Below are 24,201 nucleotides of genomic sequence, written 5' to 3'. Positions count from 1 at the left end.
TACACATATGCGAAATACGCGTTAATGATCCAGGAGACATGATGTGAAATTCGCTAGGGGCGGTGTTGACTTGAAATCATATTTAACAGTAACAGAGATTTTAACAAGGAAACATTTTGTAAACTGTGAAGTAATAGCTGGAGAGAAAGGGCTTACTAATTCTGTGAAGTGGGTGCACGTGATGGAAGTGACGCGCATTAATGAGCTACTAAAAGGAAACGAGCTCATTTTATCAACAGGGGTAGGCTGGGGAGAAGATTCTCAATCTTGTTTATCATTTCTTCAGCAATTAATTTCTTGTAAGGCATCAGGACTGTGTATTGAACTTGGCACTTATACTTCTAAGATTCCGCAAATTGTAATTGATAAAGCGAACGAATGTGATTTTCCGATTATTTTATTTCACGAGGAAGTTCCGTTCGTTGAAATTACGCAAGATGTTCACTCGCTTTTAATTAATCAGCACTATCAAATGATTTCCGATTTAGAACAGTATTCTCATAGGCTAAATCAGCTGCTGTTAACAGTTAATGACCCGGCCCTCATCTTACAGTGTTTATATGAATCTACGGGGCTTCTTGTCGGCCTTAAAGTTTCAAATGAATTGCTTACCTTTGCTCCGGAGATGGACTTGCTCAAACAGCAGCTTCTACTTCATTATATAAGCAGGGAAAATGAAAGTCCGCATTTTACTGAGCAGCCTATTCATTTATTAGGACAAGATTATGCTCAGCTGTATGTTGCTTCTATAAATGAAGCGTTAACAGAACTTGAAGTGCTCACCGTTGACCGAACGGCGACTGCACTTGCTCAGCATTTTTTGAAGGACCTGTATGTCGAAGAGAAAAAAAGAGTAGATGAAACCGAATGGATGACGAAATGGATGAACGGAGAGTTAACTCTTGAACAAATAAAAGACTCTATGCACGAAGTGTGTTCAGATTCGCCTATTCGCGGAGGTGTCGTTGTTTGCTGTAAGTGGCAAAGGCGGGATAAGTTTGATCGAACGTATTTTAAGCTGATCTTGCGAAGCATTTTTGAACAAGAAGGCTTTCACTTATTAGTCTCCGAGCGAAATCGCGAAGTATTATTTATTCTTTTGAACAAACGAATGGTTAGCACGTGGAGAGAGAGATTAGAAAACAGCCTTCATCGCTGGATGAATCAATATGAATCGGATGAAAATTCAAAGAGGAACGCCATTAGCTTTATCGGAATTGGCCAATACTGTGAACAGCTTGACTGCATGCATAAAAGCTATGAAACGGCTAAAGAAACGATTTCGATTCAAGAAATGTTGCAAAAACAAACCATTATTCATTTTTATGATGATTTGCATATGTACCGGATTATTTCGCTTTTACATCAGCATGAAGACTTACAGGAAGTGGTGTTTGAATATCTGCAGCCCGTTATTACATATGATGAAACGTATAATGCAAAACTCATGGAAACATTAAAAATTTATTTAGCATGCAACGGATCTAAACAAGAGACGGCTAAGCGTTTATACATTGTCCGGCAAACGCTGTATCACCGTATCGAAAAACTAGAAAAGCTGCTGGGTGAAGACTTTATGGAGCCGGAAAAACGACTGGCAATTGAGTTTATGATTATGGCATATGAATATTTGTTTATGATGAAAAAGTCGCGCGCGGAATTTATAAACGGATAAGTAAGCAGCTGGAAACAGCTGTTTTTTTATGTTGAGGCTGATTTTACTATATGTTCATTTTAGTTCATGCTTTCTCCGAGTTCACTGCGCAAAATGTGAAACGAGAATCTAGAGTTGTTTCACATTTTGTCTAATGCAACCACCATTTATTTATTCAATAATAAAGGTAGATTTGTCATTTCTTATTTTTTGAGGAGGCCAAGCGATATGTCAGTTGTGAATAATGATACGCAAGTTTTAAAAAATTACGTGGGCGGAAAATGGGTTGATACGGCAGGGGAAAAATTTGGAGAGGTAATTAATCCATCGACGGGCGAAGTCATTGCAAAAGTACCGCTTTCTACAAAAGAAGACGTAGCCAATGCGGTGGAAACAGCTCAAAAAACATTTGAAACATGGCGTAACGTTCCTGCTCCAAAACGAGCAAGATTAATGTTTGCGTTTCAGCATTTACTAGTTAAGCATCATGAAGAGTTAGCTAAATTAGTGGTACAAGAAAACGGCAAGGCTTTTAAAGAAGCTTACGGTGAAGTACAGCGCGGTATTGAATGCGTGGAGTTTGCCGCGGGTGCTCCTACTTTATTAATGGGGGAATCATTAAATAACATAGCGGAAGAAATTGATTCTGAGATGTTCCGTTTTCCACTGGGTGTCGTTGGCGGCATCACACCTTTTAACTTTCCGATGATGGTACCGCTTTGGATGTTCCCTCTTGCAATTGTATGTGGAAATGCGTTTGTATTAAAACCGTCTGAGCGAACACCGCTTTTAGCAACGCGACTTGCTGAACTTTTTACAGAAGCAGGAGCACCGGATGGATTATTAAATATTGTGCACGGGGCACACGACGTCGTGAACGGATTAATAGAGCATGAAAAAGTTAAAGCGATTTCATTCGTCGGATCGCAGCCGGTAGCAAAATATGTTTATGAACAAGCTGCTGCTCAAGGGAAACGAGTTCAGGCTTTATCTGGAGCTAAAAATCATCATGTTGTGATGCCAGACTGCGACATGGATAAAGCGGTATCACATATTATCAGCTCGGCTTATGGAAGTGCCGGCCAGCGATGCATGGCTTGCAGCGCTGTGGTCGTGGTTGGTGAAAAAGGCGATGAATTCGTCGCAAAATTAAAGCAAAAAGCAGATGAATTAATTATGGGAAGCGGATTTGATGATGAAGTGCTTCTAACGCCTGTGATTCGAAAAGAGCACCGTGATAAGGTGCTGGATTATATTGAACTTGGCATGAAAGAAGGGGCTGAACTCATTCGTGACGGACGTAAAGAAATGGATGAACATACGGAAGGCAACTTCTTAGGGGCAACAATTTTTGACCGCGTAACTCCTGATATGACCATTGCTAAAGAAGAGATTTTTGCACCTGTACTCAGCTTGCTTCGCGCTGACACATTAGATGAAGCACTTCGCTATATGGAAAAATCTCGTTTTGGAAATGGAGCAACGATTTATACAAAAGATGCAAAAGCGGTGCGTCAATTTAGAGAAGAAGCAGATGCGGGTATGCTCGGTATTAACGTAGGAGTACCTGCTACAATGGCCTTCTTCCCATTCTCCGGTTGGAAAGACTCTTTTTACGGAGATTTGCATGTCAACGGCAAAGATGGTTTGAACTTCTTTACACGTAAAAAGATGGTTACATCACGCTTTGACTTTTAACATATAGATGAATATAGCAAGTGGCTTCGGCATTTTGTCGAAGTCTTTTCATACAGGAAAAATACCGCGCTAGCGATTTGGGAGTGGATAAGATGGTACAGGTCAGTCAAAATGAAAAAGATCTGCGTGCAAAAGATGAGCAGTATGTATGGCATGGAATGAAACCATACAGTCCGGATGCAACTATGGTAGCTACAAAAGCAAAAGGTGCTTGGATTACAGATGAACAAGGAAATCGCTATTTAGATGCAATGGCAGGGCTTTGGTGTGTAAATACTGGGTATGGACGGGATGAATTAGCGCTCGCAGCCTATGAGCAGCTAAAAGAACTGGCTTATTTTCCACTCACTCAATCTCACGTACCTGCTATCAAACTGGCAGAGAAGCTAAATGAAATGCTAGGTGATGACTATGTTATCTTCTTTTCAAATAGCGGATCTGAAGCAAATGAAACGGCTTTTAAAATTGTGCGTCAGTACCATCAGCAAAAAGGAGAGCATTCTCGCTACAAATTTATTTCGCGTTACCGAGGGTATCATGGAAATTCAATGGGCGCACTAGCAGCAACGGGCCAAGCTCAGCGTAAATATAAATATGAACCGCTTGCCCCTGGCTTTATTCACGTTGCCCCGCCTGATTCGTACCGAGGGCAAGATGACTACGATGCACCGAAAGAAAAGCTTCAATCTGTAAAAGATATTGACAATGTTATGACGTGGGAGCTAAGTGAAACGATTGCCGCTGTTATTATGGAGCCAATTATTACAGGAGGAGGAATTCTTTTACCGCCTCAAAATTATATGAAAGGCGTAAAAGAAACGTGTGAAAAACACGGTGCACTTTTAATTGCAGATGAAGTTATTTGCGGCTTTGGACGTACAGGAGAAGCCTTTGGTTTTATGAATTACGATGTAAAACCAGATATCATTACCATGGCAAAAGGAATTACAAGCGCATATCTTCCGCTCTCTGCAACTGCTGTTAAAAAAGAAATTTATGAAGCGTTCAAAGATAGCGATCAGTACGAGTATTTTCGCCATGTTAATACATTTGGAGGAAGTCCAGCTGCGTGTGCACTGGCATTAAAGAATTTAGAAATTATGGAGAGAGAAAATCTTTTTGGTCGTTCTAAACAGATTGGGGCTTACGTATTAAGTGAGCTAAAGCCGCTTATTGATAGCCACCCATACGTTGGAGACGTAAGAGGTAAAGGGCTTTTAATTGGAATTGAACTTGTAGCTGATAAACAAACGAAGGAACCGCTAGACGTTAATCTTGTAAATGAAGTGATTGCTAAATGCAAAACCAAAGGAGTCATTATTGGGAAAAATGGAGCAACGGTGGCCGGCTATAATAATGTTCTCACGCTCTCGCCGCCTCTCAACATTGAGGAAAATGATATTGAGCTGTTATTAGCTACTATTACGTATGCGCTTGACAGCATCAAATAGGTAAGTTTGCAAAAAGCCTGTATAATATACTTACAGGCTTTTTGTGCGTGTGAAGGAGGAAGTAGAAAATGGAATTGTTATTTTTAGGAACGGGTGCAGGAGTACCGGCGAAACAGCGGAATGTTTCATCTCTTGCGCTCGAACTTTTGCAAGAAAGAGGGGCGGTGTGGCTTTTTGATTGTGGAGAAGCAACGCAGCATCAAATTTTACATACAACCGTTAAACCGAGGCGAATTGAGAAAATTTTTATTACGCACCTTCACGGTGATCATATTTACGGATTGCCTGGACTCCTTGGAAGCCGTTCGTTTCAAGGCGGAGAATCGCTGCTTACTGTATACGGGCCAAAAGGAATTAAAGAATTTATTAAAGTCACGCTGGCTGTAAGTCAAACTCATCTGCAATATCCTCTAGAGATTGTTGAAATAGAAGAGGAAAGTGAAAGTGGAACGATTTTTGAAGATGAAACTTTTTCAGTGGAGTTTGGCAAGCTTGAACATGGCATTTTATCTTATGGATATCGAGTTGTCGAAAAAGATTTGCCAGGATCACTGGACGTTCAGCGTTTAAAAGAGATGAATATTCCCCCGGGGCCTCATTATCAGCAGTTAAAAGAAGGGAAAGAAGTAGTATTAAAAGATGGGCGCCTTATTAATGGTCAAGAATTTGTAGGAGAGCCTAAAAAAGGGAAGGTTATCACGGTTTTAGGAGATACAAGAAAGTGCATGCAAAGTGTTCAGCTTGCTATGCATGCGAATGTGTTAATCCATGAAGCTACTTTTGCAGCGGGAGACGAGGAGCTCGCTTACAACTATTTTCATTCTACTGCAAAAGAAGCTGCTGAAATCGCTAACACAGCATCGGCCGAGCGTCTTATTTTATCTCATATTAGTTCGCGTTACCAAGGAGACGCAGTCAGCCGGCTAGCAGAAGGAGCAAAAGAAATTTTTCCGAATACCGACGTAGCAGAAGACTTGAAAAGGTTTACGATTTCATAAAAAAGACGAGGGTATCCTCGTCTTTTTTTACCATCCGCGTTCGTACTGCACGGGTGCTGAAATTGTTTCATTTAGTTCTTTTGCCGCCGTGCGCGGGAAGTACGGATCACGCAGAAGTTCGCGCGCAACAAAAATTAAATCAGCGCGTTCGCTTTGTAAAATCTCTTCTGCTTGTCGTCCAGTTGTAATTAATCCAACTGCGCCTGTATCAATATTTGCCTGCTGCTTAATTTTATCTGCAAACGGCACTTGATAGCCAGGGTATACGTTGATTGGAGCGTGTACAAGAGCTCCGGAACTAACATCAATTAAGTCGACGCCTTGTTCTTTCATCCATTTTGCAAATGCAACGTGATCATCGACTGTTAATCCGCCTTCTGTATAGTCAGAAGCAGAAACACGGACAAATAAAGGGCCGTCCCACTCTGTTTTCACAGCTTCAATAATTTCCTTTAAGAAACGATAGCGATTTTCTGCGCTGCCGCCATATTCGTTGCTGCGTTTATTGCTTAGCGGTGATAGAAATTGATGTACTAAATAACCGTGTGCCGCGTGAAGTTCGATAATATCAAACCCAGCTTCTTTTGAACGTCGAGCGCTTTCTTTAAAGGCAGAAATCGTTTCATGAATTTGTTCTGTGGTCATTTCCACAGGTTTTTTACTTTTATCATCAAAAGCAATAGCGGAAGGAGCATAAATATCGCCTTCAACAGTTGCTTTACGTCCTGCATGTGCAAGTTGAATGGCCGTTTTTGCACCGTTTTCTTTTAGCTGTGTCACAAGTTTCGTTAATCCATCTCTTTGCTCATCATTCCAAATTCCCAGGTCTTGAGCTGAAATACGACCTTGTGGCACGACAGCTGAGGCTTCAACCATAATGAGACCTACTTGTCCAACCGCACGAGTTGTGTAGTGAACCATATGAAAGTCGGTTATTACGCCGTCTTCCTTTTCGCATGAATACATGCACATTGGCGACATTACAATTCGGTTTTTTAATGTTACATCTTTCACTGTATAAGGTGAAAATAGTTTTGTTGTCATTCGGTTTAACCTCCAATTATTTCGATACTCTAAACAAAAGTTATTATATCACCGCATTGAATTTTCTTTCACATAATCTGCTTATCCATTTTTAATCATAAAAAACCTCTTTCTTTTTTTAGAAAGAGGTGAACCTCTACGAACGTTTACTCGAGATTTTTTCGTCAATCGTATCTCCTAAATATTTGGAGCGAATTGTAGCTTGTTCAATACACTGCATCATGGCTTCTTGGAAGTTATGAGAAATAAGCTGTTCGATTCCTGCTTCTGTTGTGCCGCCCGGACTCATCACTTCTTTTCGAAGTACGGCTGGCGTTTTAGGTGACTGTTTTAGCATTTCTGCAGCACCGATAAGAGTTTGAAGAATTAGTTCATTTGACACTGACGTATCCAAGCCTTGTTTTTCAGCTGCTTTTTCCATTGCTTCTACTAGATAGTAGACATACGCTGGGCCGCTTCCAGATAGTCCTGTTACAGCGTGAAGCTGCTCTTCCTCTACAGTTGTAACCGTACCAATCGTTTCAAATAAAGCAGTAGTAACGTTCATATGCTCTGCTGTAGCAAACTTGCCGGGTGCAATGGCTGTAGCCGATAATCCAATAGAGGCCGATGTATTTGGCATAGCTCTTACAACCGCTACTTCTTGGTCAAACAAGTTTACAATTGTGGCAGTCGATACACCTGCTAAAACAGAGAGAACGAGGTGGTGCGGACGAATATAGGACTTAATCGTATCGATGCTTTCCGCTACGTCTTTTGGTTTAATAGCAAGCACGACGATATCGCTTTTTTCGATTAACAAGGCATGATTACGCGTAATGTTAATTTCATAGGCGTTTCGAAGTTCGTGAAGTCTTTTATCGTTGCTATGATTTGTTACGGTGATTTGATTGGGGCGAAGCTTTTTATCTGACAGCAGCCCTGAGATCATAGCTTCAGCCATTGATCCAGCTCCAATAAAGGCGATGTTTAAATCCGTTTTCATTAAAAGTTCCTCCAGTCATTTGCTATCCAATGAAAACAGATACTGAGATTTCAGTATCTGTTAAAGGTTTGTGTTTGTGTATCTCTTCTTTATAAAATGCATAGTTATCTAAAGATATGAATAAAACTTCACTATATTTCTGTCATTATGCAATGAAAAAGAGAAGGATGTCAATGTAATTTTCAGAAAACGAATGCAATTGTATAAATAACAGGAAAAATCGTGTAAACTTAAAAGAAAATGCGATGGTAAAGGAGCAAAAATACAGATGAATGAGCAATTATATAAAATTGTGCTGCCTACTCCTTTTGCGGTAGGAGATGTGAATGTTTTTGTTATAAAAGGTCAGACCGTTACGCTAATCGATGCTGGTATTAAAACGGAGGCGGCGTGGTCTGTATTTAAAGAAAAGCTTAATGAAATAGGATTAAAACCAGATGATATTAAGCAAGTTGTCCTAACTCATCACCATCCTGATCACGTAGGAATGCTTGATTTTTTTGATAAAGATATCGCCATAGTCGGTCATGCGAAAAATCAGCCTTGGATCTCCCAAAATCCAGATTTTTTTGAGTGGTACGATGCGTTTTTTGAAGACCACTTTATGAAAGCCGGCGTAGATGAAAGGTTTCGCTCTTATTTAAAACGTTTAAAAGCATCAATGAAATATTCATGTCATCGTTCTCTTACAACTTCTGTGCAGGAAGGAGATTACATTCCGGGCCTAGAGAGTTGGAAAGTACTTGAAGTACCCGGTCATGCTCAAAGCCATATTGCATTATACAATGAAAGAACAGCGGTTATGATTGGAGGAGATTTACTGTTAAAGCATATTTCATCTAATCCACTCATTGAACCTCCTATGAAACCAAGCGGCGAGCGACCTAAAACGCTTCTTCAATATAATCATTCATTAAGACGTCTGCTTGATTTAGAGATAAACTGTATCTATACAGGTCATGGAGATGAAGTGTTACATGTTCGCGAACTTGTACAAGAGCGGTTACAAAAGCAGAGCGACCGAGCGGATAAAGTGCTTAGCATGATAAAAGAACGCCCTCAAACAGCGTTTGATATTTGCAAACAGCTATTTCCTACTATTTATGAAAAAGAACTAGGGCTAACTCTTTCTGAAACAATTGGTCAGCTCGATTTTTTAGAAGATGCAAATAAAATCAGTACACATGAAAAAGAAAGTAAGCTTATTTATTCTGTGTGCTCTTAACTTATAAAAAAGGTGTGTTATATTTGAAATCCTCGTTAAAGAACCAATATGTCGTGATTACAGGCGCTTCAGGAGGTCTTGGAGAGCATTTAGCTTATGAAGTGGCCAAAAGAGGGGGCGTCCCCGTTTTACTGGCACGTACAGAAGAAAAGCTGCACCGAGTAGCCGAGCAAATTAGTCAAAAGTATGGGATTACCTCTTACATATACAAAGCTGACGTAGCGAACGTAGAGGAAGTCAAAAGAGTCGTTCAGAAAATGATGAGTGAAATTAAGCGTGTTGATGTCCTGATTAATAATGCAGGCTTTGGTGTATTTGAAGAAGTGAAAGAAGCATCGATTAAGACAATTGCCTCAATGTTTCAAGTCAATGTTATTGGATTAATTGCATGTACACAAGAAATTTTAGCTTATATGCTAAAAGAAAACAAAGGACATATTATTAACATTGCTTCTCAAGCAGGCAAACTTGCAACGCCTAAATCCAGTGGCTATTCAGCTTCTAAACATGCCGTGCTAGGGTTTACCAACAGCCTGCGGATGGAATTAGCGAAAACACATATCTATGTAACGGCAGTGAATCCAGGTCCTATTCAAACCAACTTCTTTTCAATAGCAGATCAATCAGGAAACTATGAAAAAAGTGTAGAAAAGTTTATGTTAACCCCTCAATACGTAGCTGAAAAAACGGTCGATATTATTGGGAAACCAAAACGAGAAGTCAACTTGCCTAAGTGGATGAATATAGGCTCGAAGATGTATCAGCTTGCCCCGGGGCTCGTAGAAAAATTGGCAGGGGATGCGTTCAATAGAAAATAACCTGTGCTTTAACCACAGGTTACCAATGTTTTTCGTTAACGGTTTCGTTCAGTAATGCTGTATTTCTATGAATCTACTGCTCGTCTAAAATTTTTGCAGCGCGCACACAAGAGTCGAATTTTCCTTTATGATTTCCGTCGCAAAAGGGCATCTTTTGCGACTGGCCACATCGGCATAGTGAAAATGTCGGCTTTGTTTCAAATTTGTTGCCGTCTGCATCAATTAATTCAACGTCTCCAGTGACACGGAAAGAGCCGTTATCCATTACTTTAATTTGTACTTTTGACATAAAAAAACCTCCTTTTTGTACACATCTATATGAAGCGCCAGAGTTTAATGAAAGCGAGATGTGTATTATACTCATTATATAAGCAATTTTCGTTTGTTTATACAATTAGTTTAAAAGGAGTTAAAGGAAAATGAATATTACCTTTACTGATAAAGCGATAGCAAAAGTACAAGAAAAGTACGGGAAAGATTCTTCACTATATTTAAAATTAAAATACGATACGGATGGATGCGGCTGTGTCGTGAGCGGCGTAACGACGCTATGGATTGTTGATGAAAAAGAGAGCGATGATGTAACCATCGAGACGAATTTTGTTCCTGTTCTTGTCGAAAAAACAAAGCAAGTATTTTTAGATGATAATATGACGATTGACTACAATGAAAGTGCAAATGCGTTTATGCTAAAATGTCCTTCTCAAATTTTAAATCCGCGCATGTCATTTATCGATAAAACAAAAGAAGCGCTTTAAAGCGCTTCTTTTTGTATTTTTTCTAAAAATGATTCAATAACTTGTTCATATTCCTCTGGGTTATCAGCATACGAGCGGGCATGAGTGCCTACAGGTGCTAAATACATCCGTTTTGCTCCCATTTTTTTGGCATGCAGCTGCTCCGTCATTTTAGGAAGAATATAGTCATCTTCTTTACTATGGATAAACAGAACAGGATGTTTGATTTGATCTACGACTGAAATGGGTGATACGTCTTTAAATGAGTAGCCTTCTCGCCATTTTAAAATAATATTAGCTGCTGGCATCACAAGCTGTTTGGGCAGGTGGAAATCTTGTTTTAAGCGATAGGCAAGAAGTTCTTCCAAGTCAGAAAAAGGGCAGTCGACAATATAAAAATCAGCTCCGTCTTCCATTCCAGCATACAAAAGAGTGGTCGCAGCTCCCATAGACTCCCCGTGAATCCCAAGGGAAATAGTTGAACCGAATTGTTCTTTTACCCAATGAACAACGGATTGAAGGTCCAGCTTTTCATAATAGCCGTAGCTCGTTGTTTTCCCTTCAGACTTGCCGTGGCGGCGATGATCATAAAGAACGACGTTCCATCCAAGCTTTAGAAAAAGCCGAGCATACTTCATAGAGTTGAGTGAATGAACTGTAACTCCGTGCGAAAGAATCATAAATCGGTTATTGTCGTGTTGTTTGATAACGGTCCCAGCTATGTTATAGCCTAAAGAAGAAGGAAGCACAAAGGCTTCTTTAGGAAGAGTGCTATAGACTTTCTCATCATAAAAGCCATCTTCCGTATCGCGGTCAATAATAACTTTGTCGGTCTTTTTACGGATGTACATCATTTGATTTGTAAAAAAGATGCCAAGAGCGGCAAATGCTCCGAAAACACTTCCTATTAATAATAGCCATTTTTTCATGATTAGCGGCTCCTTTTATTAATATAGCTATTATTTATTATAGCATCGCTCTCATAAAAACCTAATTTTTAACGCTGTGCAAATAAAGAGTATTGCTTGCTTTCAATCGGTCTTGAAATGTGAGGAGCGATAAAAGCGACCGCTTCGAGCAGCTTTTCTTCATTAATAGAAGTGGAAATACCCATTTCATGAAGCATAAAGACGAGATCTTCCGTAGCTACGTTTCCCGTTGCTCCCTTAGCGAATGGACATCCACCTAACCCGCCAGCGGATGAATCGAACCTGTTAATACCGGCTTGCAGAGCTGCATAGATATTTGCAATGGCTAATCCTCTCGTATCGTGAAAGTGCGCAGCAAGTAGGGTGTGTGGAAAGTTTTGTTTTAATTTCGAGAAAAGTGAAAATACATCTTTAGGGTTTGCCATACCAATTGTATCGGCAACGCTTAGTTCATTCACTCCAGCTTCCACAAAGCTTTCGCAAAGAGCCAGCACGTCGCGTTCGTGTATTTTTCCTTCATACGGGCAATAAAAGGCGGTGGAAATGCAAGTTCGAATAAAACATTCTTGCTGCTTGAGCTGCTGAATGAGAGGAAGCAGCGTTTGTACAGCTTCTTTGGTGTTTTTGTTAATATTTTTTTGATTAAAGGTATTGCTTACGCCAATAAAAAGCGCAACGGAGCGGCAATTAGCTTGTAGTGCTTTTTCCAAGCCTTTTTGGTTCGGCACAAGCACAATGTTTCGGCATGTATCAGGCTGAAATGTATCTGCAACAGTAGAAGCATCTTTCATTTGAGGAACCCATTTTGGAGAAACAAAGGATGTAATTTCGATTTCGGATAGTCCAGCTTCTTTTAATTTTTTGATAAAATTAATTTTTTTTTCAGTTGAAACAAAATTTTTTTCATTTTGAAGTCCATCTCGTGGACCAACTTCTATAATTGTTACTTTTTCAGGAAACCCCATAAACCGCTCTCCTCCTACATTGTAAACGCTTACTAATATTTATTTTAATTCTAAAAAATTAAAATTCAATAAAAATTATAAATTTTTACAAAAAAAGAGGAATTTCGCAAGCGATGTCGAAATTAATACAGGTGACAGTTAATCACAGTAATCAAACAGTAAGGAGAGGTTTTCGACATGGGTCAAACAGAAGTAGTCATTGTAAGCGCTGTACGTACAGCAATCGGCAGCTTTGGGGGAAGCTTACAAAATGTATCCGCAACAACTTTAGGTGGTACTGTAATTAAAGAAGCTTTAAACAAAGTAGGGGTATCAGCAAACGAAGTAGATGAAGTTATCATGGGAAATGTCCTACAAGCAGGTTTAGGACAAAATCCAGCACGACAAGCAACTTTAGCAGCAGGTTTACCTGAAACTGTTTCAGCATTAACCATCAATAAAGTATGCGGATCAGGACTAAAAGCAGTACATCTCGCTACACAAGCGATTCTTGCTGGGGATGCTGATGTGATTGTTGCTGGTGGAATGGAAAACATGAGCCAAGCACCATACTTATTAAAAAATGCACGCAACGGGTTTAAAATGGGCGATCAAAAAGTAGTCGACAGCATGATTCAAGATGGATTATGGTGTGCATTTAACGACTACCATATGGGCGTTACAGCTGAAAATCTGTGTGATAAATATGAAATTACTCGTGACGAACAAGATGCGTTTGCAGCTTCAAGTCAGCAAAAAGCAGAAGCAGCTATTCAATCTGGTCGTTTCAAAGATGAAATCGTGCCAGTAGAAGTGCCTGGAAGAAAAGGTCAAGTAACTATTTTTGAACAAGATGAGTTCCCGCGCGCAGGCACAACGGCTGAAAGTCTAGGGAAACTACGTCCAGCCTTCAAAAAAGACGGTTCTGTAACAGCTGGTAATGCATCTGGTATCAATGACGGTGCAGCGGCAGTAGTGGTAATGAGCCGTAAAAAAGCAGACGAGTTAGGCCTAACACCATTAGTGTCAATTAAAGCTAATGCAACTGCCGGAGTAGACCCAAGCATTATGGGAATCGGTCCTGTAAGCGCAGTGAAAAAGGCGCTGGAAAAAGCTGCTGTTTCATTAGAAGATGTTCAATTAGTAGAAGCAAACGAAGCATTCGCTGCACAGTCAATCGCTGTGGATCGTGAACTTCAATTTAATCATGATATTTTAAATGTGAACGGTGGAGCAATTGCGCTTGGACATCCTATTGGTGCAAGTGGTACACGTGTCCTAGTTTCACTTATTCATGAAATGCAAAAACGCGACGCAAAACTTGGGTTAGCAACGTTATGTATTGGCGGAGGCCAAGGCGTTGCAACAATCGTTGAACGTCCTTAATTTGATATAGTTTTAACAAATATTAAAGCTATATCACAACGCCACAGATTCCAAACATACAGCTTTGGAACTCGTGGCGTTTTTGTTTTTCCTTTAATTTGTCTAGTAATATAACTTTTTTGACAAAAAAATGATTAAATTATAATTTTCAGTTATATATATATTTAAAAAGAAATAAAAATCTTTTATAATGGATTAGAAAGCGTTTTCAAAAATAACGAAGGGGTGGTTATGTATGAAACAAGTACATACGTCGTTTAAAGAAGCGGTGAAAGATATTCACGACGGTGCTACGATTATGGTCGGTGGTTTTGGTTTATGTGGAATTCCGGAGAATTTGATTTTAGCGTTAGTTGAAACAGGGGTAAAAGATTTAACCGTAATTTCAAATAACTGCGGCGTAGACGACTGGGGACTTGGACTGCTTCTGAAAAACAAACAAATTAAAAAGATGATTGGTTCTTACGTGGGAGAAAATAAAGAGTTTGAAAGACAAGTATTGTCAGGAGAAATTGAAGTAGAATTGCTACCTCAAGGCACGCTAGCTGAAAAGATTCGCGCCGGCGGAGCGGGCATACCTGCATTTTATACACCAGCGGGAGTGGGAACACCCATTGCTGAAGGAAAAGAAGTTCGCGTGTTTGATGGAAAAGAATATTTACTAGAAGAGGCGTTAAAAGCTGATTTTAGTTTGGTTAGAGCTTGGAAAGCCGATCATATGGGGAACTTAGTGTATAACAAGACAGCGCGCAATTTCAGCCCAATGATTGCAGCAGCAGGAAAAGTGACGATAGCAGAAGTTGAGGAACTTCACCCAACAGGTTCACTTGATCCAAATATTATCCACACACCTAGTGTATATGTTCAATCGTTAATTATTGGTGAACAAGAAAAACGTATTGAGCGTTTAACCGTTCAAAAATAACAAAAGGGGAGAGATTTTTCATGATTGAAAACGGCGTGAACGTGAGAGAGCGAATTGCAAAACGTGCTGAAAAAGAAATTTTGGACGGATTTTATGTAAACCTTGGAATTGGTATTCCAACGCTTGTGGCTAATCATATCTCAGATAATAAAACGGTGGTGCTTCAGTCTGAAAACGGTCTGTTAGGAATTGGACCATATCCGAAAGAAGGAGAAGTAGATCCTGATTTAATTAATGCAGGTAAAGAAACCGTAACGGCGACAAAAGGCGCCTCTTATTTCGATAGTGCTGAATCGTTTGGAATGATTCGCGGAGGGCACATTAATATTGCGATTTTAGGAGGAATGGAAGTCTCAAAAACTGGTGATTTGGCAAACTGGATGATTCCTGGAAAAATGATTAAAGGAATGGGCGGTGCAATGGATTTAGTTCACGGAGCACAGCGCATCATTGTTATTATGGAACACGTGACGAGAAAAGATGAGCCTAAAATCTTAAATGAGTGCAGCCTCCCTCTGACAGGAAAAGAGGTAGTGGATCGTATTATTACAGATCGGGCGGTCATTGATATTACGGCAGAAGGTCTAAAGCTTGTTGAAGTAGCGAAAGGCTATACGGTAGAAGATATTCAACAATCTACAGAGCCAACTTTAATCATTGATGAACATGTAAAACTAGATGCATTTTGATTTTTGGTAACAAAAGCAAGAATATGATACAATATCTCTCAATTAAAGTAGCGGGGGAATTGTGATGGCTAAAAAAAGCAAAAACAATCAGCACAAAAACAAAATGATCAGCTCAGTATCAAAGATCAGCTAAATGATAGCTTATTAAAACAGCTTCAAGCTAAAAAACAGGCGCTTTCTTTAAAAGAAGAAGAGCAGAAAGAAACAGAGCGTAAAGAAGCTGCTCAAATTCGAAAAGAAAAAGAAAAAAATAAGTCGTTTGAAGAACTGTTAAATGAAAGTGATTTGAACTGGTCTGAATTTAAAAAATAAAAGCGCCGATAAAGGCGCTTTTATTTTTTAACGGTGAGCTTCATAATGATTTGCTTTAAAGATCGATTGCAGCTTGCTAATTTCAGTAGGCTGAAGCGGGGAAGCCTCGATAGCTTTGACGTTTTCGCGAAGCTGTGAAGAAGAGCTTGCTCCTGCTACAACCGAGGCTACCGTAGGATTAGCTAAACAGTATTGAAGTGCCGTTGAATTCAGAGAGTGAGTTGGTCGTACGTGACGAAATTCTTCTATCGTTTTTGCTAATTCCGTACCGCTATAATCTAAGTAGCCCTTGCCCTCGAATGCAGCAAGCTTTTGCTCTCCTTTGTCGGTTAGCAGCCCTTTGGCTACTGGACCTCTGGCTACAACGCTAATGCAGTTGTCATGTAAAAGAGGAAGTGCACTTTCTTCAGGTCGTCTGTCTAACAAGCTGTATTGCATCATGACGCTGACAATAGAAGAGTTTTGCACATACTCTCGAATCACATTTGGCCGGATAGATGAAATACCATAGTAGCGAATGACGCCTTCTTGTTTTAATTCTTCAAATGCTTCAATCGTTTCCTCAATATTATCTTCGAGGGTCCCTCCGTGCAGCTGATATAAATCGATGTAATCCGTTTGAAGACGGCGCAGGCTTTCTTTTACTTCATCTTTTATGTAAACCTTAGACGGATCCCACGTCCAGCTGTCTTTTGCATCATTCCAGCGATTCCCCACTTTTGTGGCTAAAATAATATCATTTCTGCGTTTTTTTAGGGCTTGTCCCACAAACCCCTCGTTTAAGCCAAAATCATATAAATCTGCTGTATCGAAATAATTAATGCCATATTCGAGAGCTTCATCAATCATATTGACAGCGTGTTTTTGTTCCGTTCCAAGAGACATGCACCCTAAACCTAATGTACTGACGAGCAAGTCTGAAGTACCTAAGCGTCTTTTTTTCATATATGTCACTCCTTATTTTTTACTTGTTTCTATCTATTGTAGCGCTATGATAGATAGAAACTCAAATAAGAAGATTAAAAAACTGCAGCACAATTAGTGTCTGCAGTCTGCTTGTTTATAAGAATTAAAATTTTGAGAGATAGCGTTCGTCCACTCATCAACATACTGAAATTGTTCGCCGTATTCTTTTAACTTTTGCTTGATTTCCCATGCTTTACCGACCAAAATGATTTGCTTCTCGTGAACATAAACTTTCATTTTTTCTACCTCCCAAGATTCGTATGATAGAATATATGTAAGAGTCAAAAAAATAGAACGAGGTGTAGAAAATGGATCATTTAACAGAAAAAATGCTGTCTTCTGAAAAGCTGTTTGGAGGCAGAGTGATTGATTTGTACTTAGAAGAAGTAGAGCTTCCAAACGGAAAAACGAGTACAAGAGAAGTAGTTAAGCACCCTGGAGCCGTAGCTGTCATTGCGTTAACAAGCGATCATAAAATGGTTATGGTCAAACAGTACCGCAGGCCGATGGATCGTATTTTAGTCGAAATTCCAGCCGGCAAGCTAGAAAAAGGAGAAGAGCCGATTGTGACGGCAAAACGTGAGTTAGAAGAAGAAACAGGCTATACGACGGATTCGCTTAGCCATATTATTTCTTTTTATACATCACCAGGTTTTGCGGATGAGTTGGTTCACCTTTATTTAGCGGAAGATTTAAAAGTGATGACCACCAAAGCGGAATTAGACGAAGATGAATTTGTTGAAGTGATGGAAGTTACAGTAGATGAGGCCCTTACTCTTATTCAAAACAAGGAAATTTATGATGCAAAAACAGCCTATGCTGTGCAGTACTTACAGTTAAAAAGCGGATTAGGAGAGTAAGAGAGTTTTTTTTACATACGAACGGCAATCTAGCAATTTAGAAGTTTACATTGAAACGTCATTTGATGTGAGAAAAAAAGGCATGCGTGTATCTCTAACTTAAAAAAATGTGTGGCAACCATATTTTAGTTGAAGGAAAATCCGAACGATGAATAGAGATTCTTGATGGAGAATCAAATTCGTTCGGATTTTTTTAAGGTGATGGTGAATGTAGATTTCATTTATATAGTTGGTTCTAGCGGTTGATTGGAGGGCAAGGCGAAGATTCCTGCGGGAAAAGCGGAATAGGTGAGATCCCGCAGGAGCGTACGCGACGAAGAGGCTCACCGGCTACCCGTGGAAAGCGAAGCCTTGCATGGAAATCAACAGCGGTGTCACAAGCCATCCATACTATCTCATTTGTTCTTATTTAGATTGGATTGATTTCATTATGTCTCATTCTCTTTTTTTATTTGATAGATTCAAAAGATTCTTGGCATAGTTTTTGTACTCTATCATACACTCTATTAAGCGATTAATAGGAGGAAGACGATGAGAAAAAAACAATTGCCATTATCGTATGCAAGACATTTTCAAGAAAACAGTTCTATTTATTTGTTTGTGACCGTGCTGTTTTTAATGGGAATCATTTTTGGGGCTATTGTTGTAAATAGTTTGACGCTTGATCAAAAAGAAGACCTGTACTTCTATTTAAACCGGTTTTTCGGACAGGTAAAGAGTGGAGAAGTAGCAAGCAGCGTTGAAATGTTTCAGCAAAGTTTTTTTCACAATGTTAAATACTTGGGGCTCATTTGGATATTAGGAATCGCCATTATTGGTTTACCTGTAGTGTTAATTCTGCTGTTTTTAAAAGGAATGGTGATTGGTTTTACCGTAGGCTTTTTAGTCAATCAAATGGGACTCTCTGGGTTTGCGCTATCTTTTGTATCTGTTATGCCGCAAAATATCTTTCTCATACCGGCATTTCTGATCTTGTCTGCAGCTTCAGTTGCCTTTTCTTTGAAGCTTGTGCGGCAGCAGTTCTTTAAAAAAGCAGCGGAGCCTATTTCCGCATCCTTTTTACGCTATAGCGGCACGATGATTGCAATGGTATGTTTGGTTGCCTGTGCAGCTACAGTTGAAGCCTACGTATCACCTACTTTAATGAAAAGTGTAATGGCTCTATTAAATAAGTAAGAATAAGTATTAAATAAAAAGAATTCTTTTTTCTTATTAATAATAACTTTATTTTGACACCCTCGGCACATCTGATATAATGGATTAGTGAATGGCGAGGGAGGGAATAATTATGGAAAGTCGAATTGAGCGAATTAAGCAGCAGTTGCACTCAGCTAGCTATAAATTGACACCTCAACGTGAGGCGACTGTAAGAGTACTTCTTGAACATGAAGAGGATCATTTAAGTGCCGAAGATGTATATCTCCTCGTCAAGGAAAAGTCTCCGGAAATTGGATTGGCAACTGTTTATCGTACGTTAGAATTGTTAACTGAACTTAAAATTGTTGATAAAATAAACTTTGGCGATGGCGTTTCTCGCTACGATTTAAGACAAGAAGGAGCCGCACACTTTCATCATCACCTTGTGTGTATGGAATGTGGATCTGTGGACGAAATTCAAGAAGATTTGCTTGAAGACGTTGAAGAAATTGTGGAAAAGCAATGGAATTTTAAAATTAAAGATCACCGCTTGACATTTCATGGCATTTGCCATCGCTGTCACGATAAAGAAGACAAGCAGTAAAAGCCTTTTCCCTAATGGAGAAGGTTTTTTGTTGTACATAAATAAAAAAATAACGAGTTTATAAGCTACATGGTTTTATAGAAAGAAAGGAAATGACCAGGAGAGAGCTCAGCGTATAAAGGCAAGAAACATGTATAAAACCTGTCCCAATTGGCATATCTTCTAATAGAATCAAAAATTGGAGGAATTGTTTCATGAAATCATGGGCTGAAATGGTATATAATACATGTAAAGTATTTATCTTATTTACCGGGTTTACTCTTTTGTTTTATTTTGGAATGATATGGGTATCTCAAGAGTATCAAAATTATAAACGTTATGATGAGCCTTCGGGTTCAGCAGTTAAGGTCATGCAAGCAAGTGTGAACAAAGATCAGACGTGGCTAGAGCGTTTATTTATGTTTTATCAAAACGGGGAGTAGAGGCTATTGAATGATCAAATTCAAGATTTTATTCATTATTTAGTAGTAGAACGGGGACTGGCGAAAAATACGATTGATTCGTATGAACGAGATTTAAAAAAGTATGCTCAATATTTAGAGCATGTAGAGCAGCTGAAATCATTTAATGAAGTAACAAGACTCCACATCGTTAATTTTCTGAAATATTTAAGTGATCAGCAAAAGTCATCTAAAACGATTGCGAGACATGTAGCTTCAACTAGATCTTTTCATCAATTCTTACTAAGAGAAAAAGCAGCGGATACAGATCCATCCGTTCATATTGATACCCCGCAGCTTGAGCGCAAGCTGCCAAAAGTGCTAAATGCAGAAGAAGTAGAGGCGCTGTTAAATGTGTTTGATACTTCGACGCCTTTTGGCATACGAGACAAAGCGATGCTTGAGTTGCTTTATGCTACTGGAATTCGTGTGTCTGAACTCGTTAACTTAAATATTGATGATGCACATTTGACGATGGGATTTATTCGTTGTATCGGAAAAGGGAATAAAGAAAGAATTGTCCCCATAGGAAGGTTGGCAACGGAGGCTATCGAAGAGTATTTACAGCATAGCCGGAGTGTTTTAACAAAGCAAAAGGAACAGGACAAAGCACTCTTTGTTAATCATCACGGAAGGCGTTTAACAAGGCAGGGGTTTTGGAAAATATTAAAAAAGTTAGCTTCTGAAGCAAAAATTGAAAAAGAATTAACTCCTCATACGTTACGGCATTCGTTTGCTACTCATTTGTTAGAGAACGGCGCGGACTTGAGAGCCGTTCAAGAAATGCTCGGGCATGCGGATATTTCGACCACTCAAATTTATACACATGTTACAAAAACACGTTTAAAAGATGTATACAATCAGTTTCATCCGCGAGCGTAGGAAGATTCCAATGTCCAATGAGTTCATAGACATTGGTTTTTTGATTGAAAACACTTTCATTCATGTGTACAAAAAAATAAAAAGCGTCTATACTAATAGAGAGGTCAGACTTCTGACCAATAAGAGAAGATGGTTAAATTATTTCCAAACGGGAATTTTATAGAGAATAAATAAATTGATATTTGGAGGGAATAAAATGGCGCATACATATAAACGCGTATTTTTAATTGTCATGGATTCAGTGGGTATCGGTGAATCACCGGATGCTGAAAAATACAATGATAAAGGTGCTGATACGTTTGGTCATATTGCAGAGCACTGCAACGGTCTTCATATGCCCAATATGGCTAAGCTTGGCCTAAGCAATATCCGTGAAATTAAAGGAATCGATAAAGCCGAAAAACCGTTGGCTTACTATACAAAAATGCAGGAAGCTTCTGCAGGAAAAGATACAATGACAGGTCATTGGGAAATTATGGGTCTCAATATTGATACGCCTTTTAATGTATTTCCAGATGGATTTCCAGAAGAGCTGATTTCACAATTAGAAGAAAAAACAGGTCGAAAAATCATTGGGAACAAACCAGCGTCTGGTACAGAAATTTTGGATGAGCTAGGAAAACAGCATATGGAAACAGGTGACTTAATCGTCTATACATCAGCGGATTCTGTTTTGCAAATTGCTGCTCATGAAGAAATTGTTCCAATTGATGAATTGTATAAAATTTGTGAGATTGCTCGTGAATTAACGCTTGATGATCCATATATGATTGGACGTGTTATCGCTCGCCCGTTTTTAGGTGAACCAGGTAACTTTACACGTACATCCAATCGTCATGACTATGCATTAAAGCCTTTTGGACGTACAGTAATGAATGAATTAAAAGACAATGATATCGATGTTATTGCTATCGGTAAAATTTCTGATATTTACGACGGAGAAGGGGTAACAAAATCTCTTCGTACCAAATCGAATATGGACGGCATGGATAAGCTAGTTGATACATTAAACATGGACTTCACAGGCTTAAGCTTCTTAAATTTAGTTGATTTTGATGCTCTCTATGGTCATCGCCGCGATCCACAAGGATATGGGCAAGCACTTGAAGAATATGATGCACGCTTAGAAGAAGTATTTGATTTATTAAAAGAAGATGATTTATTAATTATTACAGCGGATCATGGAAATGACCCTGTTCATCATGGGACAGACCATACGCGTGAATACGTGCCGCTTCTTGTGTACAATAAAGGCATGCAAGAAGGAAAAGAACTTTCTATTCGTCAAACGTTTGCGGATATTGGCGCAACGGTAGCAGAAAATTTTGGCGTAGCAATGCCTAAGCATGGAAAAAGTTTTTTAAAAGAGTTGAATTAAGCAGGGGGAATGGAGTATGAAAAAAGAATATATTGAAAAAGCAGCAACATATATTAAAAATCAATCAGCTGTTACACCAACAATTGGGCTTATTTTAGGTTCTGGACTAGGGGTATTAGCTGAAGAAATTGAAGGCGCGGTAAAAATTCCGTATAACGACATTCCTGAGTTCCCGGTTTCAACAGTTGAAGGTCACGCAGGTCAATTAGTAATAGGTACTATTCATGACGTACCGGTTGTAGCTATGCAAGGACGTTTTCACTTTTATGAAGGGTACACCCTTGATAAAGTAACATTTCCAGTGCGCGTAATGAAAGAAATCGGGGTAGAAACGTTGATTGTAACGAATGCCGCAGGTGGAGTGAACGAATCCTTTAATCCAGGAGACTTAATGATTATTTCTGATCATATTAATAACTTTGGAACCAACCCTTTGATTGGACCTAATGACTCTGATTTTGGAGTGAGGTTCCCGGATATGTCAACTGCTTACTGCAAGGATCTTCGTCAATTAGCGAAGAAAGTAGGAGCTGATTTAAATATCGCCTTACAAGAAGGTGTATATGTAGGAAATACAGGTCCAACATATGAAACGCCTGCTGAAGTGCGCATGCTTCGCATTATCGGGGGAGACGCGGTCGGTATGTCTACAGTGCCTGAAGTTATTGTGGCACGCCATGCAGGTATGAAAGTACTAGGTATTTCTTGTATTTCTAATATGGCAGCTGGCATTTTAGATCAGCCGTTAAATCATGAAGAAGTGATTGAAACGACTGAAAAAGTAAAACAGCAGTTTTTATCGCTTGTAAAAGAAGTAGTAAAGCAGCTTCCAGCTTATCAAAGATAAGAAGAAAATATGACTTCAAGCATCGAGAATTTCTCGATGCTTTTTTTATTTCCCATAGTATAAATCGATTATACCTTGGAAAAAATAGGTTGTATAAAGAATGGAGGTTTGTGGAGATGAAGCGAACTATTGTAAAGTTACTCGTTGTCATATTTTTATTTCCACTTATGACGCAACCTGTTTTAGCCGCAGAAAAAAAGAATTCTGAGCTTGCTGACAGTGCTAGGTCAGCTATTTTAATTGAACGGGATACAGGAAAAATTCTATACGAAAAAAATAGTAATCAAGAACTTCCCCCTGCCAGTATGACTAAAATTATGACAATGATTTTAATTATGGAGGCTTTGGATAAAGGGAAAATTACCTTAAAAGATAAAGTGCGGGCAAGTGAATATGCCGCTTCAATGGGAGGCTCACAAATCTTTTTAGAGCCCGGAGAAGAAATGACGGTAAATGATTTGCTAAAAGGGATTGCCATAGGTTCTGGTAACGATGCTTCTATGGCAATGGCTGAATATTTAGCTGGATCAGAAGAAAAATTTGTAGCAAAGATGAACCAAAAAGCGAAAGAGCTTGGTTTGACTCATACAAAATTTCAAAATCCGACAGGCCTGCCCGTAGAAAATCACTATAGTACAGCTCATGATATGGCCATGATGGGCAGAGAGCTGCTAAAGTATGAAAAAATTATTAACTATACAAGTAAATACGAAGCTTATTTGCGCACGGATACAGATAAGAAGTTTTGGTTAGTAAATACAAATCGCTTAGTGAAGTTTTATCCCGGCGTTGATGGACTCAAAACGGGATTTACAGGTCAAGCTAAGTATTGCCTGACAGCTACCGCTAAAAAAGGAAATATGCGTGTGTTAGCGGTTGTATTCGGTGCAAGCACGCCAAAAGATCGCAATAATCAAGTAACCAAAATGTTAGACTACGCATTCAGTCAATATACAACGAAGCCTTTATACAAAAAAGGAGACGTTATTACCAAGATAGATGTAAACAAGGGTAGCGAAGATCAGGTAACAGCTGTTACGTCCGAGCCTATTTCTGTTTTATTGAAAAAAGGAAATGCAGCCAAAGACGTTAAAACAGAAGTGAAAATGAACGAGAAGCTAAATGCGCCTATTCAAAAAGGCGACAAAATTGGAACGTTGACCATTAAGAAGGATAACAAAGTAGTTAGTTCTTCACCGCTTCTTGCAAAAGAAGATATCGATGCTGCTTCTTGGTGGAAGATATTCAAACGTACATTCTCTATTTTCTCTCAAACATCTTAAACAGCTAAA

General features: G+C 39.1%; 26 protein-coding genes and 1 pseudogene. 20 read left to right on the top strand and 7 right to left on the bottom strand.

The genetic code is table 11. The annotated features are described in order from the left end of the window. The first annotated feature begins 43 nt into the window (after positions 1–43). The 4 genes from Q5794_RS22585 to rnz all read left to right on the top strand — a co-directional run bounded on the left by Q5794_RS22585 (position 44) and on the right by rnz (position 5,801). Positions 44–1,675: a PucR family transcriptional regulator gene (locus Q5794_RS22585; protein ID WP_214984337.1), complete on the top strand. Its 1,632-nt coding sequence runs from the start codon at positions 44–46 to the stop codon at positions 1,673–1,675. 207 nt (positions 1,676–1,882) lie between these two features. Then, entirely contained in the window at positions 1,883–3,352 is a 1,470-nt protein-coding gene (locus Q5794_RS22580; RefSeq protein ID WP_050688178.1) for a CoA-acylating methylmalonate-semialdehyde dehydrogenase, read from the top strand. A gap of 92 nt (positions 3,353–3,444) precedes the next feature. Then, positions 3,445–4,803, top strand: coding sequence for an aspartate aminotransferase family protein (locus Q5794_RS22575; protein ID WP_214984338.1), 1,359 nt, complete (start codon positions 3,445–3,447; stop codon positions 4,801–4,803). Between the two features lie 68 nt (positions 4,804–4,871). Next, positions 4,872–5,801 (top strand): ribonuclease Z, encoded by a 930-nt coding sequence (gene rnz / locus Q5794_RS22570; protein ID WP_214984339.1) that lies wholly within the window; start codon positions 4,872–4,874, stop codon positions 5,799–5,801. Positions 5,802–5,828: 27 nt separating this feature from the next. On the opposite strand, the gene namA is transcribed toward rnz, so the two are convergent. Further along, positions 5,829–6,845, bottom strand: a complete 1,017-nt coding sequence (gene namA, locus Q5794_RS22565) for an NADPH dehydrogenase NamA (protein WP_214984340.1) — start codon at positions 6,843–6,845, stop codon at positions 5,829–5,831. A gap of 136 nt (positions 6,846–6,981) precedes the next feature. Next, complete coding sequence (proI, locus tag Q5794_RS22560; protein ID WP_013059097.1) at positions 6,982–7,830, bottom strand: pyrroline-5-carboxylate reductase ProI; 849 nt, start codon at positions 7,828–7,830, stop codon at positions 6,982–6,984. A 268-nt stretch (positions 7,831–8,098) separates the two neighbouring features. On the opposite strand from proI, the gene Q5794_RS22555 reads away from it, so the two are divergent. Beyond that, a complete protein-coding gene (locus tag Q5794_RS22555; protein WP_214984341.1) occupies positions 8,099–9,055 on the top strand; it encodes an MBL fold metallo-hydrolase in 957 nt (318 codons plus the stop codon). A gap of 23 nt (positions 9,056–9,078) precedes the next feature. Then, a complete protein-coding gene (locus Q5794_RS22550) occupies positions 9,079–9,873 on the top strand; it encodes an SDR family oxidoreductase (RefSeq protein WP_214984342.1) in 795 nt (264 codons plus the stop codon). A gap of 73 nt (positions 9,874–9,946) precedes the next feature. Here Q5794_RS22550 and Q5794_RS22545 read toward each other — a convergent pair whose 3' ends face one another. Next, positions 9,947–10,162: a CDGSH iron-sulfur domain-containing protein gene (locus Q5794_RS22545; protein WP_013059094.1), complete on the bottom strand. Its 216-nt coding sequence runs from the start codon at positions 10,160–10,162 to the stop codon at positions 9,947–9,949. 130 nt (positions 10,163–10,292) lie between these two features. On the opposite strand from Q5794_RS22545, the gene Q5794_RS22540 reads away from it, so the two are divergent. Beyond that, a complete protein-coding gene (locus tag Q5794_RS22540) occupies positions 10,293–10,631 on the top strand; it encodes an iron-sulfur cluster biosynthesis family protein (protein ID WP_214984343.1) in 339 nt (112 codons plus the stop codon). Here the strand turns inward: Q5794_RS22540 and Q5794_RS22535 are convergent. Both Q5794_RS22535 and Q5794_RS22530 read right to left on the bottom strand, forming a co-directional pair. Then, positions 10,628–11,539: an alpha/beta hydrolase gene (locus Q5794_RS22535; RefSeq protein ID WP_214984344.1), complete on the bottom strand. Its 912-nt coding sequence runs from the start codon at positions 11,537–11,539 to the stop codon at positions 10,628–10,630. The two genes, Q5794_RS22540 and Q5794_RS22535, sit on opposite strands and share 4 nt — an antisense overlap. A gap of 68 nt (positions 11,540–11,607) precedes the next feature. Further along, on the bottom strand, positions 11,608–12,504 hold the full coding sequence (locus Q5794_RS22530; protein WP_214984345.1) for a hydroxymethylglutaryl-CoA lyase: 897 nt from the start codon (positions 12,502–12,504) through the stop codon (positions 11,608–11,610). A gap of 177 nt (positions 12,505–12,681) precedes the next feature. On the opposite strand from Q5794_RS22530, the gene Q5794_RS22525 reads away from it, so the two are divergent. The 4 genes and pseudogenes from Q5794_RS22525 to Q5794_RS22510 all read left to right on the top strand — a co-directional run. Beyond that, the gene (locus Q5794_RS22525) at positions 12,682–13,869 is read left to right on the top strand and encodes an acetyl-CoA C-acetyltransferase (RefSeq protein ID WP_013059090.1); all 1,188 of its coding nucleotides are present in this window, start codon (positions 12,682–12,684) and stop codon (positions 13,867–13,869) included. A 235-nt stretch (positions 13,870–14,104) separates the two neighbouring features. Continuing rightward, positions 14,105–14,794, top strand: coding sequence for a CoA transferase subunit A (locus Q5794_RS22520; RefSeq protein ID WP_013059089.1), 690 nt, complete (start codon positions 14,105–14,107; stop codon positions 14,792–14,794). 20 nt (positions 14,795–14,814) lie between these two features. Continuing rightward, positions 14,815–15,483 carry a 3-oxoacid CoA-transferase subunit B gene (locus Q5794_RS22515; protein ID WP_016765510.1) on the top strand — a complete coding sequence of 223 codons (669 nt, stop codon included), beginning with the start codon at positions 14,815–14,817 and terminating at the stop codon, positions 15,481–15,483. A 72-nt stretch (positions 15,484–15,555) separates the two neighbouring features. Further along, positions 15,556–15,795: pseudogene (locus tag Q5794_RS22510) on the top strand (YqkE family protein); the annotation flags it as partial. Between the two features lie 27 nt (positions 15,796–15,822). Here Q5794_RS22510 and Q5794_RS22505 read toward each other — a convergent pair. Together Q5794_RS22505 and mciZ are read right to left on the bottom strand one after the other, a co-directional pair. Then, positions 15,823–16,740, bottom strand: a complete 918-nt coding sequence (locus Q5794_RS22505) for an aldo/keto reductase (RefSeq protein ID WP_374988443.1) — start codon at positions 16,738–16,740, stop codon at positions 15,823–15,825. Positions 16,741–16,833: 93 nt separating this feature from the next. Next, complete coding sequence (mciZ, locus tag Q5794_RS22500) at positions 16,834–16,998, bottom strand: Z-ring formation inhibitor MciZ (RefSeq protein ID WP_013059085.1); 165 nt, start codon at positions 16,996–16,998, stop codon at positions 16,834–16,836. A 71-nt stretch (positions 16,999–17,069) separates the two neighbouring features. Here mciZ and Q5794_RS22495 point away from each other — a divergent pair, with 71 nt between their 5' ends. The 9 genes from Q5794_RS22495 to Q5794_RS22455 all read left to right on the top strand — a co-directional run bounded on the left by Q5794_RS22495 (position 17,070) and on the right by Q5794_RS22455 (position 24,192). After that, on the top strand, positions 17,070–17,621 hold the full coding sequence (locus Q5794_RS22495; RefSeq protein WP_013059084.1) for an NUDIX hydrolase: 552 nt from the start codon (positions 17,070–17,072) through the stop codon (positions 17,619–17,621). A gap of 242 nt (positions 17,622–17,863) precedes the next feature. Beyond that, positions 17,864–18,034, top strand: a complete 171-nt coding sequence (locus Q5794_RS22490) for a hypothetical protein (RefSeq protein WP_214984347.1) — start codon at positions 17,864–17,866, stop codon at positions 18,032–18,034. A 118-nt stretch (positions 18,035–18,152) separates the two neighbouring features. Further along, positions 18,153–18,797, top strand: coding sequence for a stage II sporulation protein M (gene spoIIM, locus Q5794_RS22485; protein ID WP_014458293.1), 645 nt, complete (start codon positions 18,153–18,155; stop codon positions 18,795–18,797). Positions 18,798–18,909: 112 nt separating this feature from the next. Beyond that, positions 18,910–19,362, top strand: coding sequence for a Fur family transcriptional regulator (locus Q5794_RS22480; RefSeq protein WP_057243177.1), 453 nt, complete (start codon positions 18,910–18,912; stop codon positions 19,360–19,362). Between the two features lie 194 nt (positions 19,363–19,556). Next, positions 19,557–19,784 carry a YqzK family protein gene (locus Q5794_RS22475; protein ID WP_013059081.1) on the top strand — a complete coding sequence of 76 codons (228 nt, stop codon included), beginning with the start codon at positions 19,557–19,559 and terminating at the stop codon, positions 19,782–19,784. A 6-nt stretch (positions 19,785–19,790) separates the two neighbouring features. Further along, entirely contained in the window at positions 19,791–20,684 is an 894-nt protein-coding gene (gene xerD / locus Q5794_RS22470) for a site-specific tyrosine recombinase XerD (RefSeq protein ID WP_214984348.1), read from the top strand. 196 nt (positions 20,685–20,880) lie between these two features. Next, a complete protein-coding gene (deoB, locus tag Q5794_RS22465; RefSeq protein WP_025750449.1) occupies positions 20,881–22,062 on the top strand; it encodes a phosphopentomutase in 1,182 nt (393 codons plus the stop codon). A gap of 16 nt (positions 22,063–22,078) precedes the next feature. Further along, positions 22,079–22,909, top strand: coding sequence for a purine-nucleoside phosphorylase (locus tag Q5794_RS22460; RefSeq protein ID WP_214984349.1), 831 nt, complete (start codon positions 22,079–22,081; stop codon positions 22,907–22,909). Between the two features lie 116 nt (positions 22,910–23,025). Then, positions 23,026–24,192 (top strand): D-alanyl-D-alanine carboxypeptidase family protein, encoded by a 1,167-nt coding sequence (locus tag Q5794_RS22455; protein WP_028410701.1) that lies wholly within the window; start codon positions 23,026–23,028, stop codon positions 24,190–24,192. Positions 24,193–24,201: the final 9 nt, after the last annotated feature.

The organism is Priestia megaterium (assembly GCF_041941685.1).
Classification (GTDB): Bacteria; Bacillota; Bacilli; order Bacillales; family Bacillaceae_H; genus Priestia; species Priestia megaterium_C.
The sequence above is the reverse complement of the archived record's forward strand: the minus strand, read 5'-3'. Positions and strand labels throughout refer to the sequence as shown.

Coding starts and splice junctions, on each gene's coding strand:
- Q5794_RS22580 (WP_050688178.1), top strand. CDS start 1,883: ATGTCAGTTGTGAATAATGATACGCAAGTTTTAAAAAATTACGTGGGC.
- Q5794_RS22575 (WP_214984338.1), top strand. CDS start 3,445: ATGGTACAGGTCAGTCAAAATGAAAAAGATCTGCGTGCAAAAGATGAG.
- rnz (WP_214984339.1), top strand. CDS start 4,872: ATGGAATTGTTATTTTTAGGAACGGGTGCAGGAGTACCGGCGAAACAG.
- namA (WP_214984340.1), bottom strand. CDS start 6,845: ATGACAACAAAACTATTTTCACCTTATACAGTGAAAGATGTAACATTA.
- proI (WP_013059097.1), bottom strand. CDS start 7,830: ATGAAAACGGATTTAAACATCGCCTTTATTGGAGCTGGATCAATGGCT.
- Q5794_RS22555 (WP_214984341.1), top strand. CDS start 8,099: ATGAATGAGCAATTATATAAAATTGTGCTGCCTACTCCTTTTGCGGTA.
- Q5794_RS22545 (WP_013059094.1), bottom strand. CDS start 10,162: ATGTCAAAAGTACAAATTAAAGTAATGGATAACGGCTCTTTCCGTGTC.
- Q5794_RS22540 (WP_214984343.1), top strand. CDS start 10,293: ATGAATATTACCTTTACTGATAAAGCGATAGCAAAAGTACAAGAAAAG.
- Q5794_RS22535 (WP_214984344.1), bottom strand. CDS start 11,539: ATGAAAAAATGGCTATTATTAATAGGAAGTGTTTTCGGAGCATTTGCC.
- Q5794_RS22530 (WP_214984345.1), bottom strand. CDS start 12,504: ATGGGGTTTCCTGAAAAAGTAACAATTATAGAAGTTGGTCCACGAGAT.
- Q5794_RS22525 (WP_013059090.1), top strand. CDS start 12,682: ATGGGTCAAACAGAAGTAGTCATTGTAAGCGCTGTACGTACAGCAATC.
- Q5794_RS22520 (WP_013059089.1), top strand. CDS start 14,105: ATGAAACAAGTACATACGTCGTTTAAAGAAGCGGTGAAAGATATTCAC.
- Q5794_RS22515 (WP_016765510.1), top strand. CDS start 14,815: ATGATTGAAAACGGCGTGAACGTGAGAGAGCGAATTGCAAAACGTGCT.
- Q5794_RS22505 (WP_374988443.1), bottom strand. CDS start 16,740: ATGAAAAAAAGACGCTTAGGTACTTCAGACTTGCTCGTCAGTACATTA.
- mciZ (WP_013059085.1), bottom strand. CDS start 16,998: ATGAAAGTTTATGTTCACGAGAAGCAAATCATTTTGGTCGGTAAAGCA.
- Q5794_RS22495 (WP_013059084.1), top strand. CDS start 17,070: ATGGATCATTTAACAGAAAAAATGCTGTCTTCTGAAAAGCTGTTTGGA.
- spoIIM (WP_014458293.1), top strand. CDS start 18,153: ATGAGAAAAAAACAATTGCCATTATCGTATGCAAGACATTTTCAAGAA.
- Q5794_RS22480 (WP_057243177.1), top strand. CDS start 18,910: ATGGAAAGTCGAATTGAGCGAATTAAGCAGCAGTTGCACTCAGCTAGC.
- Q5794_RS22475 (WP_013059081.1), top strand. CDS start 19,557: ATGAAATCATGGGCTGAAATGGTATATAATACATGTAAAGTATTTATC.
- deoB (WP_025750449.1), top strand. CDS start 20,881: ATGGCGCATACATATAAACGCGTATTTTTAATTGTCATGGATTCAGTG.
- Q5794_RS22460 (WP_214984349.1), top strand. CDS start 22,079: ATGAAAAAAGAATATATTGAAAAAGCAGCAACATATATTAAAAATCAA.
- Q5794_RS22455 (WP_028410701.1), top strand. CDS start 23,026: ATGAAGCGAACTATTGTAAAGTTACTCGTTGTCATATTTTTATTTCCA.